The sequence below is a fragment of the Devosia sp. genome (assembly GCF_017744655.1).
Classification (GTDB): domain Bacteria; phylum Pseudomonadota; class Alphaproteobacteria; order Rhizobiales; family Devosiaceae; genus Devosia.
Genome location: NZ_JAGIAW010000001.1, coordinates 216,850 through 231,925 on the forward strand (window position 1 = coordinate 216,850; position 15,076 = coordinate 231,925).

The following is a 15,076-nucleotide window of genomic DNA, read 5'->3' on the forward strand; positions in this document are numbered from 1 at the left end:
CATCATATAGGTGATTTGCGGCGATGGCGGGAGTGGGGCGAAAAGTGCTGCTGATGTTTAGTAGATGCGCATCTGCATGCGCATGACGATGTCGCTGCCGATGCGTTGAAAGCCATATTCGCGCATGGTGCACGACCAGCCGTTGCCGTTCTTCTCGATGCGGAAGAGGTTATAGCGGGCCGGATCGTCCAGTGTGCCGCCCTGCGCGGCGCTGGCTGCGGCGACGCCGATGACGGGCACTTCGTGATCCAGCCCGGGAATGTGGTGGATCGAGGAGCGGTGCGTATGGCCGTGGAGGATCATTTCGGCGCCGCGATTGGCGATGACCTGGCGGAAGATGCGGTGACCTTTTAGGCCGAAGGAAGGGTGCTGTAACTCGGCATTGGGCGGATGATGAATCAGCACCACGCGGAAGTAGCCTGCATCGCCGAGGAGTTTCAACATGCGATCGAGCCGTGCGGCCTGTTTTTCCTCAAAACGCCCGATGGCGAAGAAGGGGGCGGTGGGCACAGCGCTTGAGCAGGAAATGATGGCGACGTCGCCGACGCGGCGGACGAAGGGGAAGGTGGCGCCTTCAAGGGTTTCGCCCTTGAGATAGTCGCCCCACATGTCGCAGGCCATTTCGAGCGCGCCCGGGACATAGGCGTCGTGATTGCCGGGGCACACAGCGGTACGTTCGCTATCGCCGAGATCCTGCAGCCATTTTCCGGCACGGCGGATTTCGGAGGGCAAGGCAAGATTGGTGAGATCGCCGGTGACGGCGGTGAAATCGGCCTTCTGCTCTTGCATATGCGCGACGAGGCGCGTCAGCGTTTCGGAGTTGAGTTCGCCGTGGCGCTTCAGTTTCCAGTTGAGGTAGCCGGTCACGCGCTTGCCGACGAGATCACTGAGAGCCACCTCCGGCATGGGCGAGAGGTGAATATCCGATATGTGCGCAAGCGTTGTCATCGGGAGGGGTTTTGCCAGAAGCTTCCGCGCAGGGAAACGGTCAATCGACCGCGGTCGTCGGATTTTCCGGGCAAAATCTGGTGACCGGACAGGAACGGGTTGGCTTCAAACGCGTGAAAAGGGGCTTGGCCGCATTGGGAAAGCGCGAAATGCGCTATCGACTTTTGCGCAGGAAACGCTACCCCTGCGGCAAGTTCGACGGAGAAGCCAGTCATGATGAACCGATTCCAGCGCGTGCGCGCCAAGGTGTTTCTCACCATTATCGGGATCATACGCCACATGACGATCGGCACGCGCGTCATGCTGGTCGATGGGAACAAGGTTTATCTCATCCGCCACACCCTTATTCCGGGCTGGCAATTCCCTGGTGGCGGGATCGAGCCGGGCGAGACGGCAGAGGCTTCCGGTGCACGGGAGACGCTGGAGGAAACTGGGCACCGCGTGACGGGACCCATGGAGCTTTTTGGCGTCTACCACAATTCCAGTTCGGTCACGAACCGCGACCATGTGCTCTTTTATGTGGCGCGGTCGCACGAGTTCGTCTTCGTGCGAAAGAAGGATCACGAGATCGCCGAGGGCGGCTGGTTCGAGATCACCAAGCTGCCCGAAGGCGTGACCCCCGCGACGTCCCAGCGCATCGACGAAGTGTTCGACGGTGCGCCCAAGCGGGACGTCTGGGGGTACTGAGCGTCAGTCGAGGAACGACAGTTGCGGGCCAATCGGCACGATGCGGTGCGGATTGATGGTGATGTGGCTCCAATAGTAGTGCGTCTGGATGTGGCCGATATCGACCGTTTCCTTGACACCGGGGACTTCGTAGAGCGCCTTCAGGTAGTGCGACAGGTTCGGATAGTCGGCGATCTGCCAGCGGTTGCACTTGAAGTGGCCGAAATAGACGGCGTCGAAGCGCACCAGTGTGGTGAAGAGGCGCCAGTCGGCCTCGGTAATGGTGTCGCCGGTCAGATAGGCGTTTTCGCTGAGTAGCTCTTCGGCCCAGTCGAGCGCATCGAAGAGCTTGTTGGCAGCTTCTTCATAGGCGGCCTGGGTTGTAGCGAAGCCGGCCTTGTAGACGCCGTTGTTGATGTCGTCATAGACGCGGGCGTTGATCGCATCGATCGGTTCCCGCAGCGCTTCGGGATAGTAGTCGTCCGTGTTGCCAGTCAGCTCGTTAAAGGCCGTGTTGAACATGCGGATGATTTCCGCACTTTCATTGGACACGATGGTGTTGGTCTTCTTGTCCCAGAGCACGGGAACGGTAACGCGGCCGGTATAGTCGGGCTTGGCAGCTGTATAGACCTGGTGAAGAAAATCCTTGCCGAGCAGGGTGTCGCCTGTCGAGCCTTCGTCGGTCTTGAAACTCCAGCCGGTTTCGTCGGGCATTTTGGGCGAGACGATGGAGACTGAGATCAGGCTTTCCAGTTCCTTGAGCTTGCGGAAGATCAGGGTGCGGTGCGCCCAGGGACAGGCCAGCGAGACATAGAGATGGTAACGGCCGGCTTCAGCGGCATAGCCGCCTTCGCCCGTAGGGCCGGGGCTGCCGTCAGCGGTGATCCAGTTGCGGAAGCCGGACTGCGAGCGGACGAATTTTCCGCCGGTCTTGCTGGTGTCGTACCACTTGTCCGACCATTTGCCGTCGATCAATTGTCCCATCTTTGGTCCTCTTTCGTCATCTTGCTGTCGGCATTGCCTGCTCTGTTGGGGCATCCGGTTTCTGTTGTCGACAAACTTAGTTGTCGCAATGGGAAGCGATAAGGCACTTCGGGCGCAACAATGCGTTGTGCAATTTGGATACACCGATCCATTCACTGGAGGAATTTCAGCCATGACGCCGATATTCCCATTTACGGGAACCCATGCTGGTGCTAATGCGGATTCAGACGTGGAGGCGTCCAGGATGGTGAAGGTTTTGCAGATGTTCCGACGACCCTAGTTGGTCGTTCTTCGCGCGGTGCCCTTGGGGTGGCCGCATGCTCATTTGCACATAATCTTTCCCTGGATAGACCCATGACCACGCTCGTTGCGGCTGAGGCCGTCGCTACCCCTCTTTCTGGCCAGCCTGTCGTTCGGCCTGCTACCCCTGCCGATGATGCATTTGTCGAAGACCTGCAGGCGATTGCCTTTGGTCCCGGCCGGTTTGCACGTACGGCGTTCCGGGTGCGCGAGCGGTTCCCGATCGATCCCAGCCTAAGCCTGATTTCGGAAGTCGATGGCACTCCGTCGGGTTCGGTGTGGATGACCCCGATCAGCGTCGGCGGCATGAAGGGTTATCTCCTCGGGCCGCTGGCGACGCATCCGAATTTCCGCAAGCGTGGCGCTGGTAAGCTGCTCGCGCGGGAAGTCAGTAAGCGGGCTCTGGCGCGGGGCGAAGGTCATTTCGTGCTGCTCGTTGGCGATCAGGACTATTATTGCCCACTTGGCTGGGTGCCGACCACGCCGGGCAATATACAGTTCCCTGGCCCGGTGGATACGAGCCGCGTGCTGCTGCTGGCCGATGATCCGGAACTGGCCAAGACGCTGACCGGTTCGATTGCCGCTTTTGAGGCCGGCGTCTAAAGGCGATCAAAACGGGTGCATCGGGGCAGGGGCTCGCATAAACTCCTGCCCGAGATGCTGAATCATCCGGACGCTCCCTTGCCCTTCGATACGCCTATCGCCGAGCTGCTTTCTGGCCGCTTGCTGGTTTCTCCGCCGGCCTTGCCGGTCGGCGATGAACTCATACCCGACTGGGCGCCGCTCGAGCCGTTTTCACGGCCGCCGACGCCCGCTGCGGTGCTGATCGGCCTTGTACGCCGGCCTGAGGGTCATACTATTCTCTACACCGAGCGCTCGCCTGACCTACGCTCGCATTCCGGCCAAGTGGCTTTTCCTGGTGGCAAGATTGACGCCGCAGATGCGCATGCGGGCGCTGCAGCTTTGCGCGAAGCCAATGAGGAAGTCGGGCTTGAGCCGGCCGAAGCCAGTATTCTGGGCTATATGGAGCCGTATTTTACCGGCAGCAATTACCTGATCACCCCTGTTATCGCCGAGGTGCTGCCGAGCGGACCTTTTGTGCCCAATCCCGGCGAAGTGCATTCGGTTTTCGAAGTTCCGCTCAAGCGCATCCTTGATTCTGCCAGCTATGGGCGTTTTCGCATCAAGCGCGCCGGCAAGGAGCACTCGACCTGGCAGATCGACCATGATGGCCACACGATCTGGGGCATCACTGCCAATCTCACCCGAAAATTCCGTGACCTTATTTTGGGTGAAGCATGATCCCAGACCACCTGCCGCAAACCGAATGGCTGGCGCGCCCTGAAGTGCAGGCGATTTTCGCAGCGCTTGATGGGCGAGAGGGGAAGACGCGGGCCGTTGGCGGGATCGTGCGGGATACGCTGATGGGCCGGTTGAGCCCCGAGGCCGATATCGATATGGCGACCGAGCTTTTGCCAGTCGTGGTAATGCAGCGCGCCAAGGCGGCTGATATTTCGGCTTACCCGACCGGTATCGACCATGGGACGGTGACGCTGAAGCTCAACGAGACGACGGTCGAGGTCACGACGCTGCGGCGCGACGTCGAGACCGACGGGCGGCATGCGCAGGTGCAGTTCGGGACCGATTGGACCGAGGATGCAAAGCGACGAGACTTTACGCTCAACGCGATCTATTGCGGTTTTGACGGGAAGCTTTTCGATCCATTGAAGGGGGCCGGCGACGCCCTCGCTGCCCGGGTGCGATTCATTGGCAATGCTGCCGAGCGGATCGCGGAAGATGGCCTGCGGGTCTACCGGTTCTTCCGGTTTTCGGCGAGCCATGGCGGCGAGAAGCTTGATGCGGAAGGTCTTTCTGCCTGTCAGTTGGCGGTAGGCAAGCTCGATCATCTCTCAGCCGAGCGGGTCGGCTCGGAGATGCTGCGGATGCTGGCTCTGCCAAAGATCGCGCTGACCATTGCCGTCATGAACGAGATCGGGCTGCTATCACTGTCGCGTAGCGAACTGTCGGCAGTGCTGCGCTATGAAGTCCTGGGTGGGCACAATCCGGCGGCGCGCCTGGCCCTGCTTGCAGGGAGCGATATCGATGCCCAGCAGGAGCGCTGGCGCCTCTCCAATGCGCAGGTCGAAGCGGCGCGGCGCGTTTTTTCTGCAGCGCTGCTTATGTCGGAAGATGAGATTGCGTTGGGGGTCTATCGCTATCGCGATGAGGCTATCGAGGGATTGGCCGTTGCTGCCGCCCAGCACAATTGGCCGCGTGACCGACTGATGGAAGCAGCACGCGAAATCGCTCGATTGCCGAATCCGGACTTTCCAGTGTCGGGCAGTGATATTGTGGCAAATGGAATTGAACCCGGGCCAGAAGTAGGAGCAACTCTGGCCCGGCTCGAGGCGCTTTGGGTGCAAAGCGCCTTTTCGCTGACGCGGGATGAGCTTCTGGAAAGCTTAGATATCCGCTAGCTCAGGCGGGCGTCAGTGCTTGGTCGTGCCTTTGGCGTCTACGTCGACGATGCGTTCCTTGATCCGCTCGACCATGTCGGGGCGGACTTCGGTTTCACCGTGGAAATTCTTGAGGTTCTCCACGGCGCGACGCACCACTTCCGCCTCGCTTTCGGCCTCGGCCTTCCAGGTCGAGCCGGGGATGAGCGTACCGGAATCAAAGCGTTTCATTGCGTTTCCTCCTACATCTCGTTGGGGTAGAGGAGGGAACGGGGCGCCTAGACCAAGGGTTCCATCACTCGTCGGCAAAAATGCCGAGCTCCGAAAGCCCTTCGATTGAGGTGCCGCCATCCCGACGGATCGCTGTTCGCGGCATGATGCCGGTCTGGTCCGCGATGGCGTCCGCGAGAATCTGCGAATGGGTAACAACCCAGACCTGCGTGCGCTCTGCAGCTTTGGCGATCGCGCGCGCCAAGGCGGGCAGAAGATCAGGGTGGAGGCTCGCTTCGGGTTCGTTGAGGGCTATGAGCGGCGGCAGACGGTAAGAGAGCAGGGCGCCCAGCAGGGCCAGAAACTGCAAAGTGCCGTCGCTGAGCTCGGCCGCGCCGAAGGGACGATTAGGCAGGTCGGGGAAGATCAGCGCGAATTCGGCAGTCCGGCCCGGGGGCGGCACGACGAGTCTGGCGCCCGGAAAGGCCGCGTCGATGGCGGTATCAAGTTCCAGCGTGTCGCCGCGGATGTGCGTCAGTGTTGCAAAGACCGCCGCTAGATTGCCGCCGTCGGCATCGAGCAAGGGCGCGGTGACCGCAAGGGCGGGGCGGCGCAGGGGCGCGTGCTGATCAGTGCGAAAGCCGTGGTAGAAGCGCCAATTGGTGAGGAGATGCCTCACCGCGTCGAGTTCCGGCACTGTACCGCGCACGGCGGAGAGGGCGGTTTCGCTGGCAAGGAGGGGTTCGTCGAACTGGCGGCGTGCGCCATTGTCGTCGCGATACCAGCCAGCGGGGCCTTTGCGTTCCAGAAGCGTTACGGAGCGCCGACCCGGCAGCTCCAAGCTTTCGAACTTGATCTGCGGTTCCTCTGCAAACACGGCTTGATATTTCGAGTCGCCGAAGCCGATTTCGACGCGGTAGCGGGGCAGGAAAGCCGCGTCGCTGTCAGGGCCGTCCATGTCGAGCCCAACTTCGAGACAGAGCCGGGGTGCCTCTGTCACCTTGCGCTGGCCGGCCCAGAGCACGGAGGCCAGGCCGCCTTCGCGGGCGATGGACATGGCGAGGTCGCCAGTTGCCGCCGCCCGTACCAGTTCCAGCCCACGATAGATATTGGTCTTGCCAACACCGTTGGCGCCGACCAGCACGGTCAGTCTTCGCACCGGCAGACGCAGATTGCGCACCGAGCGATAGAATTCGACGTGCAGGTCGGTCAGGCTCATTGCTTACCTTGGTTCAGGGCCACTTCACCGCGGGTGGCATGGAGGAGAGGATCGAATTCACGTTGCCGCCGGTCTTAAGGCCAAAGGTCGTACCGCGATCGTAGAGTAGGTTGAATTCAACATAGCGGCCGCGGCGCACGAGCTGCTCGTCCCGCTCGGCTTCGGTCCACGGAGTTTCGAAATGGCGACGGACCAACTTGGGATAAATGGTGTTGAACGCTTCACCAACGGCCTTGGTGAAGGCGAAGTCGGCGTCCCAGTCGCCGGAATTGAAGTGGTCGTAGAAAATGCCGCCAATGCCGCGCGGTTCGTTGCGGTGGGGCAGGAAGAAGTACTCGTCGCACCAGGCTTTGAAGCGGTCGTAATCGACGCCGGGGCGACCTTCGCAGGCCTCGCGCATGGCGGCATGGAATTCGAGCGTGTCGGGGTCGTCCTGGATGCGCTTGCTGTCTAGGACGGGGGTCAGGTCGGCGCCGCCGCCCCACCACTGTTTTCCCGTGACGATCATGCGCGTGTTCATGTGCACGGCCGGAACGTGGGGGTTCCAGGGGTGGATGATGAGCGAAATGCCCGAGCTCCAGAAGGCGGTGCCGGCTTCGGTGCCGGGCATCTGCTTGGCGAAATCTTCCGAGAAATGGCCGTGGACGGAGGAGATATGGACGCCGGCCTTTTCGAAGACGCGGCCGTGTAGCATGGACATCTCGCCCCCGCCGCCAGCGGCGCGATCCCAGGGGGTGCGCTCGAACTTGCCGGCGGGCATGTCGGCATTGGGGCCGGTAACTTCGGCTTCGATGGCTTCGAGGCCGGCGCAGATGCGGTCGCGCAGGGCGCGGAACCAGGCGGCGGCAGTGGTCTTCTTGGTGTCGATATCGGCAGGGAGGGTCATAGCGGGGGAATGGACCTTCAGGAAAGCTCTGTAAAGCGGCCAATCTGTCTCATGGCCTCGCCAACTATCATGCTGCCGGCGAGCGCAACATTGATCGAGCGCAAACCGGGGCGCATAGGGATGCGAATGCGCAGGTCGCAGCGTTCGGCGACGGAATCAGGCACGCCGGCGCTTTCGCGGCCGAGCATGAGGATATCGCCGGGGACGAAACGCGCTTCGTAGGCCGACTGGCTGGATTTGGTGGTCAGAAGGATCAGGCGTCTGCCCTGTTGGGCCCGCCATTCCTCGAAAGCCTCAAAACTGTCGTGCTGCTGAATGACGGCGTGTTCGACGTAATCGAGCCCGCTGCGTGCCAGGTTTTGCGGCGTGATGGGAAAGCCCGAGGGATGGATGATGTGGACATTCAGCCCAAGGCAGGCGCCGAGGCGCACGAGGGTGCCGGTATTGTTGGCAATATCAGGCTGATAGAGGGCGAGATCGAGCGACAAGAGCGTTGCCTCCGGGCCACGCCCGGTCCGTCGGAGAGGTTCGGCGCTAGGATATAGTTGCGCGCAAGCCAACTGTCACCCGTCGCGCACTGGACAAGCCCATCCGAGAGTGCAAAAAGAACCCCAACTGACGGACCGCTTGAGGGCGGCTGGCTTGTCGATTCTGCTTATGGTGTCGAGGGCTGGAGCCGGTTCCGTCATTTGTGCATCGTACGGGGAAACGGACTTGTCCACGCAAGCAGAACACTCATCCACCAACCGGCGGGATTTTCTCTTCGTCGCCACTGGCGCTGTCGGCGCTGTTGGTGCCGCCGCAGTGGTATGGCCGCTGATCAACCAGCTCAATCCGGACGCGTCCACGCTGGCGCTTGCCAGCATCCAATATGATGTGACCCCGATTGCCGAAGGGCAGTCGGTGACCATCATGTGGCGCGGCTTGCCGGTCTTTGTGCGTCACCGTACGCCCAAGGAGATCGAAGAGGCCCAAGCAGTCCCGCTTTCTGATCTCAAGGACCCGGAAACCGACGAGGCACGCACCAAGCCTGGCCACGAACAGTGGCTGATCATGATCGCCAACTGCACCCATCTCGGGTGTATCCCTGTTGGCGAATCCGGCGATTTCGATGGCTGGTTCTGCCCATGCCATGGTTCGCACTATGACTCGGCTGGTCGTATCCGCCGCGGCCCCGCACCGAAGAATCTGGTCGTGCCGCCGTATGAATTCCTCAGCGATACGCTGGTCCAGATCGGTTAATGGGGGCTTTTTCCGATGTCAGAACATTCGACTTACGTACCGGGAAATGCCGTTGAGAAGTGGCTGGACGACCGCCTGCCGGTGGTGCGCTTCGCCAAAGAACACCTCATGGACTTCCCCACGCCGAAGAACCTCAACTACTGGTGGACGTTCGGCGCCATTCTCGTGATGTGCCTTGGTGTGCAGATCGTCACCGGCATCATCCTTGCGATGCACTACACGCCCAACGTGGCGATGGCGTTCGACTCGGTCGAGCACATCCGCCGCGACGTCAATGGCGGCCGTATCATCCAGGCAACCCACGCGGTGGGCGCCTCGATGTTCTTCATCGCGCTTTACATCCACATGTTCCGTGGCCTGTTCTACGGTTCCTACAAGGCGCCGCGCGAAATCCTCTGGATCCTCGGCGTCGTGATTTTCCTTCTCACCACTGCCACTGCGTTCATGGGCTACATCCTGCCCTGGGGCCAGATGAGCTTCTGGGGTGCGACGGTTATCTCGAACATTTTCACGGCCATTCCGCTGGTCGGCGAGAACATCAAGCAGCTCGTGCTCGGTGGCTTTGCTGTCGGCAATCCGACGCTGAACCGCTTCTTCTCGCTGCACTACCTGCTGCCGTTCATCATTGCTGCCGTCGTGGCGCTCCACATCTGGGCGCTGCACGTGCCGGGCAACAACAACCCGGTCGGCGTCGATGTGAAGGACAGCCGCGATACCGTGCCCTTCCATCCGTACTACACGATGAAGGATCTCTACGGCATGGTGCTGTTCATGATCCCGTTTGCCTGGTTCGTGTTCTTCGCCCCCGATATCCTCGGTCACGCGGACAACTACATCATGGCGAATGCCCAGGTGACGCCGGCTCACATCGTGCCGGAATGGTACCTGCTGCCGTTCTACACGATCCTGCGCGCCATCGACTTCAACATCCTCTTCATCGACTCCAAGCTCGGTGGCGTGATTGCCATGGGCGGCGCCATGGCCTGCCTGCTGGTTGTGCCGTGGCTGGATACGTCCAAGGTTCGCTCGGGCACCTTCCGCCCGATGTTCAAGTGGTTCTACGGTCTCTTCGTGCTGAACTTCATTGGTCTCGCCTATCTCGGCGCCCAGGAAGCGGCAGAGCCCTACACCACGCTGGCCAAGGTCTGCACCGCCTACTACTTCCTCTACTTCCTCGTCATCCTGCCGGTCCTGTCGCGCATCGAAACGCCGAAGCCGCTGCCAACCAGCATCTCCGAGAGCGTTCTCGGCAAGGCGCACGCGTGATCGGGGCGATGAAAATGAACATGAACAAGCTCATCATCGCCGCAGCGGCTCTCGTTGTCGGCCTTTCCATGGCTCCGGTCGCTCAGGCGGCCGAGGCTGGTGTTCAGCCGGAGCGCCAGGCATGGTCTTTCGGTGGCATTTTCGGCACCTATGACACCAACCAGCTCCAGCGCGGCTTCCAGGTTTTCCGCGAAGTCTGCTCGAGCTGCCACAGCGCTCACCTCATCTCCTTCCGTAACCTGATGGAAGAAGGTGGCCCGGAGTTCTCCGAGGCGCAGGTTCGTGCCCTCGCGGCTGAATATGAAGTTGCCGACATCACCGCTGATGGCGGCCGTCGTCCTGCCGTGCCAGCCGACCGTTGGCCATCGCCCTTCGCCAACGATCAGGAAGCTCGTGACGCCAATGGCGGCGCGCTGCCGCCTGACTTCTCGGTGCTGGCCAAGGCCCGCGGCGTCAAGGACCCGTTCCCGACCTGGATCTTCAACTACTTCACCGGCTACCAGGAAGGCGGCGTGGACTATATCCACGCCCTGCTGAACGGCTACCACGAAGAGGTGCCCGAGAGCGCGCCGCATGGGACGGATGGCGAGCCCTTCCAGTTGCCGGAAGGCAAGCACTACAACGACTACTTCCCCGGCCACGCCATTGGCATGGCTCCGCCGCTGGCGGATGGCGTTGTGAGCTATGCCGAGAGTGAAGACGGCCAGTCCGTGCCGCAGACGCTGGAACAGTACTCGACCGACGTCGCTGCCTTCATGATGTGGATGGCCGAGCCTCACCTCGTCTCGCGCAAGCAGACCGGTTTTGCCGTGCTGATCTTCCTCGTGTTGTTTGCCGGCCTGATGTACGGCACCAAGCGCAAGATCTGGGCTGGTATCGAGCACTAAGCATCAGCGGCGGGCGTCACGCTCGCGGCATATGCACCAAATTCAAAAAGGGGCCCGAAAGGGCCCCTTACTTTTTGCCTCACATTGGCGCAAGGCCCTTGCCATTCCAGCCCTCAAACGCAATATGGGGCAGTACTGGTTTTGTGGGAGGAGGTTGCCTTGTCCGCCATTCGCCTGGCTGTCACCGTCGTGTCCGCCGCCATGACCATGAGCCGTCATCCCGCCGTCCGCGCCGGCATTCAGGCCGTGGCCAGCAATCCCAAGGCCCGCGAAGCTGCTGCCAATGCTACGCGCAACGTCGCCTATAATGCCGGCGTGATTGCCCGCCACATTGTCGGTCGTCGCACTCCCTGATTCCCAAGTCTTACAAGGCCCTCCATGTCGCTCGACCTGAAGTCGCTCGTCCGCACGATTCCGGATTATCCCAAGCCGGGTATTCTGTTCCGTGACATCACCACGCTGATCGAGCATCCGGAAGGATTCAAGGAAAGCGTCGAGCGGATGGCCGAGGCGCATCGAGGGCTGGGCTTCACCCATGTCGCTGGTATCGAAGCGCGCGGCTTCATATTCGGTGCGGGCGTAGCCATTGCGCTGGGTGTTGGCTTCGTGCCCGTGCGCAAGCGCGGCAAGCTGCCGGGCACGACGATCGGCCAGAATTACGCGCTCGAATATGGTGTCGATACGATCGAAATCCATGCCGATGTGCTGAGCAATGTGCACAAGGTGCTTGTGGTCGACGATCTCATCGCGACGGGCGGCACCGCTATCGCTGCGGTTGGGCTCATTCGCCGTACCGGCGCCATCTGCGACCATGCCGCCTTTGCCATCGACCTGCCGGACCTTGGCGGGGCCGACAAGCTGCGCGCGGAAAAGGTCAATGTGAGCGCGCTGATGGCCTTTGAGGGGCACTAAGCTCGACGGCCCCCTGACATTCACATCCAAAAGGTCCCCGCGAAAGCGGGGATTTTTGTTTGGACCTACCAGTTGTTGCGGCCGTCCATCTTTTCGATCTTCACATGCGACCAGTCGAGCGAATCGACGGCGTTGAGGTTGACCGCGAAGGTGCGCTTGGTGGGCATGGCGCCGGGTTCGCCCTTTGGCGTCCCGTCGGCATTATAGACCGATGCCCAATCTGGCGAGCTGCCCCAGGTGTGAATGCCGCAGTTCGAGCAGAAGTGGTGCTCGTTCATGCCGCCGCTGGCCGAATAGATCTTGTCGTTCTCGAGCGAATTGAACTCGAGCTCACCCTCTTCGAAATAGGTCCAGACTGCGCCAGTCCGCTGGCAAAAGGTGCAGTTGCAGGTTTTGATCTCGGTGGGCAGATAGGGCAGGGTGATGCGCGTGGCGCCGCAATGACATGTTGCGATCAGCGACATGGGTTTCTCCTCGAATTGGATGGTCCCGATGTAACGCGGCGCGCTGACAGGTCCTGTCAGCACATTGCCGATCAGGCGGCCGCCATTGTCGTGATGCGAGGATCGACGAGGCAGAACTGATTGCCCTCCGGGTCGCGCATGACCGTATAGGTGGGCAGGACGCGATCAACCGTGGCGCCGGCCTGCTTCAGCCTTTCGACGTCAGTACTGCGGTCGGTGGTCTCGATATCGAGATGCACGCGATTGTTGTCATAGACGCGGCCGTCGACGTTCTGGAAACAGATCGAGGGGCCTGGACCATCGACCATCACGGTCGTGTCCGTTTCCGGCGTTAGTCCCAGGGCAGCAAGGCGAGCAATCTCATCTGCATCATAGGGCCTGACATCATAGCCATCGAGAAGTTCGGCCCAGAAACGAGCGAGAACGGCTGGCTTGTCGCAGTCGAAGACGATCTCGTGGATCACACCCATTTGCGCTTCTCCTTTGTCATTATGACAATTTTGCTATTGGGCAAATGCGGCAAGTTTAGAGCACTGCTTTATTTGCAGTGCTTTCCATTGCAGGCACGCGGACGAAGCTCTTGCTGGCGCTTGAAAAAGTGCGACCGCTGTTTCCACCGGCCGCACCACTTTTAGTGGTTCCGCTCGCTGCCCAGCAGCTTTTCAAGCGGCGGCAGGCCCGATGTTTTAGCCGGCAGCTTGGGTTTTACATGCAGCTTTTGCGGCTGGGGCTGCTGCTGTCCGTGCCGCGGCACATTGTTCGAGTGGTTGATCGGTTGAGGACGCTGGAATTGGTTTTTCGGCATGAGTCTATCCTTCTGGCCCTAGGGCAGTCCCCGACGGCCAAGCAAGTGAAACAGGGCACGCCGCAAGGCGTGCGGATGCAGTGAGGCTGAGACGCCGATGGGGCGGGCAGAGGTGGACTAAGGAGAGGTTTGGGCCGTCCGTGGATCGACCGCTGCCACACGCGCCATCATGACTGGCCGGTCCCCGGTGCGGGGGTGCCAAGACAAGTCAGAAGCGTCAGGGGTGCGGTTTCAGATCATTTCTGGACAAGGCCTCCAAAGCGCGTTGCGCCGAAGTAGAATAAGAAAAGAGGCGGCCCGGGTCAACCGGGTCGCCTCTTTTGGTCAGATCAGACCGGATCAGGGTTCGAGTTGGCCCTGCTTGGGGTCTTCCTGAGCGCTGATATTGGGCTCGTTGCGGGTCTTCCACAGCGAGAAAATGACGCCGCCGGCCAGGATCGAAATCGTCACCAGCAGCGAGAGCAGGGTGTCAATGTGGATGTGGAACGGCACCAGCGAGATCTTGATACCAACCAGTACGAGGATGATCGCCAGCGAGGTCTGCAGGTAACGGAAGCGGTTCATCGCCGCCGCCAGGGCGAAGTAGAGCGAACGCAGGCCCAGGATGGCGAAGATGTTCGACGTATAGACGATGAACGTGTCCTGGGTGACCGCGAAGACGGCCGGCACGGAGTCCACGGCAAAGATCAGATCGACGATTTCGACCATGATCAGGGCCACGGCGAGCGGGGTCAACCAGGTAACGAGCTTGCCGGTGGTCGGGTGGGCCTGCTTGACGGTGAACGAGCGGCCATGCAGTTCCTTGGTGACGCGGAAGTGCTTGGAGATGAACTGGAAGACCTTGTTGTCTTCGAGGTGCGGTTCCTCATCCTGATGCTTGAACATGCGGATGCCGGTGAAGACCAGGAAGGCACCGAAGCCGAGCAGGATCCAGCTGAACTGGTTGACCAGCGCTGCGCCGACACCGATCAGCACGGCGCGGAACAGAATCACGCCGAGGATGCCCCAGAAGAGCACGCGGTGCTGGTAGAGGCGGGGAATGCCAAGGAAGCCGAAGATCGTGGCGATGACGAACATGTTGTCCATCGCCAAGCTCTGCTCGAGCAGGTAGCCGGTATAGAATTCGAGGCCGGCAGTGGCGCCACGCTGCCACCAGACCCAGCCGCCGAAGGCGAGGGCAATGGCTACATAGAAGCCATAGAGCAGCAGGCTCTCTTTGGCTTCGATCTCGTGCTCATCTTTGTGCAGAATGCCAAGGTCGAACACGAGCAAAGCGATCACGATCGTGATGAACGCGATCCAGAAATAGACGGGGGTGCCGAGAAAATCGCCCGATAGGGCGGCAAGAAGCGTTTCCATACGCCGGACCTTCTCCATGTAACGAGGTGGAGCAATTCCGACATCGCCATGGAGAGTCCATGACCAGAGGGGCCCGGCATTGCCCCTCTAAAATGCCCAAACGGTAGAAAAGTTCAAGCCCCTACCTTTGGCGGAGCTATGACGCTGGGGATTTCCTCAGCGCGGCGTGCAGAGCATCACGATGGTATCGGCGGTTTCAAGCTGCACGGCGACGCCGTTGACCGGGTCTTCAACCATGCGGGCGGCCTGAATGCCGAGATTGGCCTTGAGGTTGCCGTCGTTGAAACCAACGCCGTCCTGATAGGGCGTCAGCGTGCCTGTGCCCGAATTGGGGTCGCCCGCCGTGCGCGAGGCCCAGCCATAGACACTGCCGTAAATCGTCAGAATGCCGACGCGATTGGTGGACGCGTCCCGGCAGGACCAATTGCCTTGATAAATCTGAGCCATGGAGGGCACGGACAAGGCGGGAAAC

General features: G+C 60.9%; 21 protein-coding genes. 9 read left to right on the forward strand and 12 right to left on the reverse strand.

Features of this window, described 5'->3' with window-relative positions; translation table 11 throughout:
* Positions 1-57: 57 nt before the first annotated feature.
* Together J7557_RS00995 and J7557_RS01000 are read right to left on the reverse strand one after the other, a co-directional pair.
* Complete coding sequence (locus J7557_RS00995) at positions 58-948, reverse strand: metallophosphoesterase (RefSeq protein ID WP_291416464.1); 891 nt, start codon at positions 946-948, stop codon at positions 58-60.
* The gene (locus tag J7557_RS01000; protein ID WP_291416466.1) at positions 945-1,163 is read right to left on the reverse strand and encodes a hypothetical protein; all 219 of its coding nucleotides are present in this window, start codon (positions 1,161-1,163) and stop codon (positions 945-947) included. Before J7557_RS01000 ends, J7557_RS00995 begins: the two co-directional genes overlap by 4 nt.
* On the opposite strand from J7557_RS01000, the gene J7557_RS01005 reads away from it, so the two are divergent.
* On the forward strand, positions 1,162-1,635 hold the full coding sequence (locus J7557_RS01005; RefSeq protein WP_035080555.1) for an NUDIX domain-containing protein: 474 nt from the start codon (positions 1,162-1,164) through the stop codon (positions 1,633-1,635). The two genes, J7557_RS01000 and J7557_RS01005, sit on opposite strands and share 2 nt — an antisense overlap.
* 3 nt (positions 1,636-1,638) lie before the next feature.
* Here the strand turns inward: J7557_RS01005 and J7557_RS01010 are convergent, their stop codons facing one another.
* On the reverse strand, positions 1,639-2,598 hold the full coding sequence (locus J7557_RS01010) for a glutathione S-transferase family protein (protein ID WP_291416469.1): 960 nt from the start codon (positions 2,596-2,598) through the stop codon (positions 1,639-1,641).
* Positions 2,599-2,952: 354 nt separating this feature from the next.
* Here J7557_RS01010 and J7557_RS01015 point away from each other — a divergent pair, with 354 nt between their 5' ends.
* From J7557_RS01015 to J7557_RS01025, 3 genes are all read left to right on the forward strand, one after another.
* Positions 2,953-3,501, forward strand: coding sequence for a GNAT family N-acetyltransferase (locus J7557_RS01015; protein ID WP_051960417.1), 549 nt, complete (start codon positions 2,953-2,955; stop codon positions 3,499-3,501).
* Between the two features lie 78 nt (positions 3,502-3,579).
* Complete coding sequence (locus tag J7557_RS01020) at positions 3,580-4,200, forward strand: CoA pyrophosphatase (RefSeq protein ID WP_291416472.1); 621 nt, start codon at positions 3,580-3,582, stop codon at positions 4,198-4,200.
* Entirely contained in the window at positions 4,197-5,375 is a 1,179-nt protein-coding gene (locus tag J7557_RS01025) for a CCA tRNA nucleotidyltransferase (protein ID WP_291416474.1), read from the forward strand. Before J7557_RS01020 ends, J7557_RS01025 begins: the two co-directional genes overlap by 4 nt.
* Positions 5,376-5,387: 12 nt before the next feature.
* On the opposite strand, the gene J7557_RS01030 is transcribed toward J7557_RS01025, so the two are convergent.
* The 4 genes from J7557_RS01030 to J7557_RS01045 form a co-directional block, all read right to left on the reverse strand.
* Positions 5,388-5,585, reverse strand: a complete 198-nt coding sequence (locus J7557_RS01030; protein ID WP_291416476.1) for a DUF1059 domain-containing protein — start codon at positions 5,583-5,585, stop codon at positions 5,388-5,390.
* Between the two features lie 64 nt (positions 5,586-5,649).
* Complete coding sequence (locus J7557_RS01035) at positions 5,650-6,783, reverse strand: AAA family ATPase (RefSeq protein ID WP_291416478.1); 1,134 nt, start codon at positions 6,781-6,783, stop codon at positions 5,650-5,652.
* 13 nt (positions 6,784-6,796) lie between these two features.
* On the reverse strand, positions 6,797-7,669 hold the full coding sequence (gene hemF, locus J7557_RS01040) for an oxygen-dependent coproporphyrinogen oxidase (protein ID WP_291416480.1): 873 nt from the start codon (positions 7,667-7,669) through the stop codon (positions 6,797-6,799).
* Between the two features lie 17 nt (positions 7,670-7,686).
* A complete protein-coding gene (locus tag J7557_RS01045) occupies positions 7,687-8,157 on the reverse strand; it encodes a tRNA (cytidine(34)-2'-O)-methyltransferase (protein ID WP_291416482.1) in 471 nt (156 codons plus the stop codon).
* Between the two features lie 226 nt (positions 8,158-8,383).
* Here J7557_RS01045 and petA point away from each other — a divergent pair, with 226 nt between their 5' ends.
* From petA to J7557_RS01070, 5 genes are all read left to right on the forward strand, one after another.
* Positions 8,384-8,911 (forward strand): ubiquinol-cytochrome c reductase iron-sulfur subunit, encoded by a 528-nt coding sequence (gene petA / locus J7557_RS01050; RefSeq protein WP_291416484.1) that lies wholly within the window; start codon positions 8,384-8,386, stop codon positions 8,909-8,911.
* A gap of 15 nt (positions 8,912-8,926) precedes the next feature.
* Complete coding sequence (locus J7557_RS01055) at positions 8,927-10,177, forward strand: cytochrome b N-terminal domain-containing protein (protein WP_291416486.1); 1,251 nt, start codon at positions 8,927-8,929, stop codon at positions 10,175-10,177.
* Between the two features lie 20 nt (positions 10,178-10,197).
* The gene (locus J7557_RS01060) at positions 10,198-11,064 is read left to right on the forward strand and encodes a cytochrome c1 (protein ID WP_291416488.1); all 867 of its coding nucleotides are present in this window, start codon (positions 10,198-10,200) and stop codon (positions 11,062-11,064) included.
* 159 nt (positions 11,065-11,223) lie between these two features.
* A complete protein-coding gene (locus J7557_RS01065; protein WP_291416490.1) occupies positions 11,224-11,418 on the forward strand; it encodes a hypothetical protein in 195 nt (64 codons plus the stop codon).
* Positions 11,419-11,442: 24 nt separating this feature from the next.
* Positions 11,443-11,976, forward strand: coding sequence for an adenine phosphoribosyltransferase (locus J7557_RS01070; RefSeq protein ID WP_291416492.1), 534 nt, complete (start codon positions 11,443-11,445; stop codon positions 11,974-11,976).
* Positions 11,977-12,041: 65 nt separating this feature from the next.
* Here the strand turns inward: J7557_RS01070 and J7557_RS01075 are convergent, their stop codons facing one another.
* The 5 genes from J7557_RS01075 to J7557_RS01095 all read right to left on the reverse strand — a co-directional run bounded on the left by J7557_RS01075 (position 12,042) and on the right by J7557_RS01095 (position 15,051).
* Positions 12,042-12,440, reverse strand: a complete 399-nt coding sequence (locus J7557_RS01075; protein ID WP_291416494.1) for a hypothetical protein — start codon at positions 12,438-12,440, stop codon at positions 12,042-12,044.
* 71 nt (positions 12,441-12,511) lie between these two features.
* Positions 12,512-12,910, reverse strand: coding sequence for a VOC family protein (locus tag J7557_RS01080; RefSeq protein WP_291416495.1), 399 nt, complete (start codon positions 12,908-12,910; stop codon positions 12,512-12,514).
* A 161-nt stretch (positions 12,911-13,071) separates the two neighbouring features.
* A complete protein-coding gene (locus tag J7557_RS01085) occupies positions 13,072-13,245 on the reverse strand; it encodes a hypothetical protein (RefSeq protein ID WP_291416497.1) in 174 nt (57 codons plus the stop codon).
* Between the two features lie 339 nt (positions 13,246-13,584).
* Positions 13,585-14,604, reverse strand: coding sequence for a TerC family protein (locus tag J7557_RS01090; RefSeq protein ID WP_291416499.1), 1,020 nt, complete (start codon positions 14,602-14,604; stop codon positions 13,585-13,587).
* A 156-nt stretch (positions 14,605-14,760) separates the two neighbouring features.
* Positions 14,761-15,051 carry a hypothetical protein gene (locus J7557_RS01095; RefSeq protein WP_291416502.1) on the reverse strand — a complete coding sequence of 97 codons (291 nt, stop codon included), beginning with the start codon at positions 15,049-15,051 and terminating at the stop codon, positions 14,761-14,763.
* Between the last annotated feature and the right edge of the window lie 25 nt (positions 15,052-15,076).

Coding starts and splice junctions, on each gene's coding strand:
- J7557_RS01090 (WP_291416499.1), bottom strand. CDS start 14,604: ATGGAAACGCTTCTTGCCGCCCTATCGGGCGATTTTCTCGGCACCCCC.
- J7557_RS01005 (WP_035080555.1), top strand. CDS start 1,162: ATGATGAACCGATTCCAGCGCGTGCGCGCCAAGGTGTTTCTCACCATT.
- J7557_RS01015 (WP_051960417.1), top strand. CDS start 2,953: ATGACCACGCTCGTTGCGGCTGAGGCCGTCGCTACCCCTCTTTCTGGC.
- J7557_RS01075 (WP_291416494.1), bottom strand. CDS start 12,440: ATGTCGCTGATCGCAACATGTCATTGCGGCGCCACGCGCATCACCCTG.
- J7557_RS01080 (WP_291416495.1), bottom strand. CDS start 12,910: ATGGGTGTGATCCACGAGATCGTCTTCGACTGCGACAAGCCAGCCGTT.
- J7557_RS01025 (WP_291416474.1), top strand. CDS start 4,197: ATGATCCCAGACCACCTGCCGCAAACCGAATGGCTGGCGCGCCCTGAA.
- J7557_RS01000 (WP_291416466.1), bottom strand. CDS start 1,163: ATGACTGGCTTCTCCGTCGAACTTGCCGCAGGGGTAGCGTTTCCTGCG.
- J7557_RS01030 (WP_291416476.1), bottom strand. CDS start 5,585: ATGAAACGCTTTGATTCCGGTACGCTCATCCCCGGCTCGACCTGGAAG.
- J7557_RS01060 (WP_291416488.1), top strand. CDS start 10,198: ATGAACAAGCTCATCATCGCCGCAGCGGCTCTCGTTGTCGGCCTTTCC.
- J7557_RS01035 (WP_291416478.1), bottom strand. CDS start 6,783: ATGAGCCTGACCGACCTGCACGTCGAATTCTATCGCTCGGTGCGCAAT.
- J7557_RS01070 (WP_291416492.1), top strand. CDS start 11,443: ATGTCGCTCGACCTGAAGTCGCTCGTCCGCACGATTCCGGATTATCCC.
- J7557_RS01055 (WP_291416486.1), top strand. CDS start 8,927: ATGTCAGAACATTCGACTTACGTACCGGGAAATGCCGTTGAGAAGTGG.
- J7557_RS01095 (WP_291416502.1), bottom strand. CDS start 15,051: ATGGCTCAGATTTATCAAGGCAATTGGTCCTGCCGGGACGCGTCCACC.
- J7557_RS01085 (WP_291416497.1), bottom strand. CDS start 13,245: ATGCCGAAAAACCAATTCCAGCGTCCTCAACCGATCAACCACTCGAAC.
- J7557_RS00995 (WP_291416464.1), bottom strand. CDS start 948: ATGACAACGCTTGCGCACATATCGGATATTCACCTCTCGCCCATGCCG.
- J7557_RS01010 (WP_291416469.1), bottom strand. CDS start 2,598: ATGGGACAATTGATCGACGGCAAATGGTCGGACAAGTGGTACGACACC.
- hemF (WP_291416480.1), bottom strand. CDS start 7,669: ATGACCCTCCCTGCCGATATCGACACCAAGAAGACCACTGCCGCCGCC.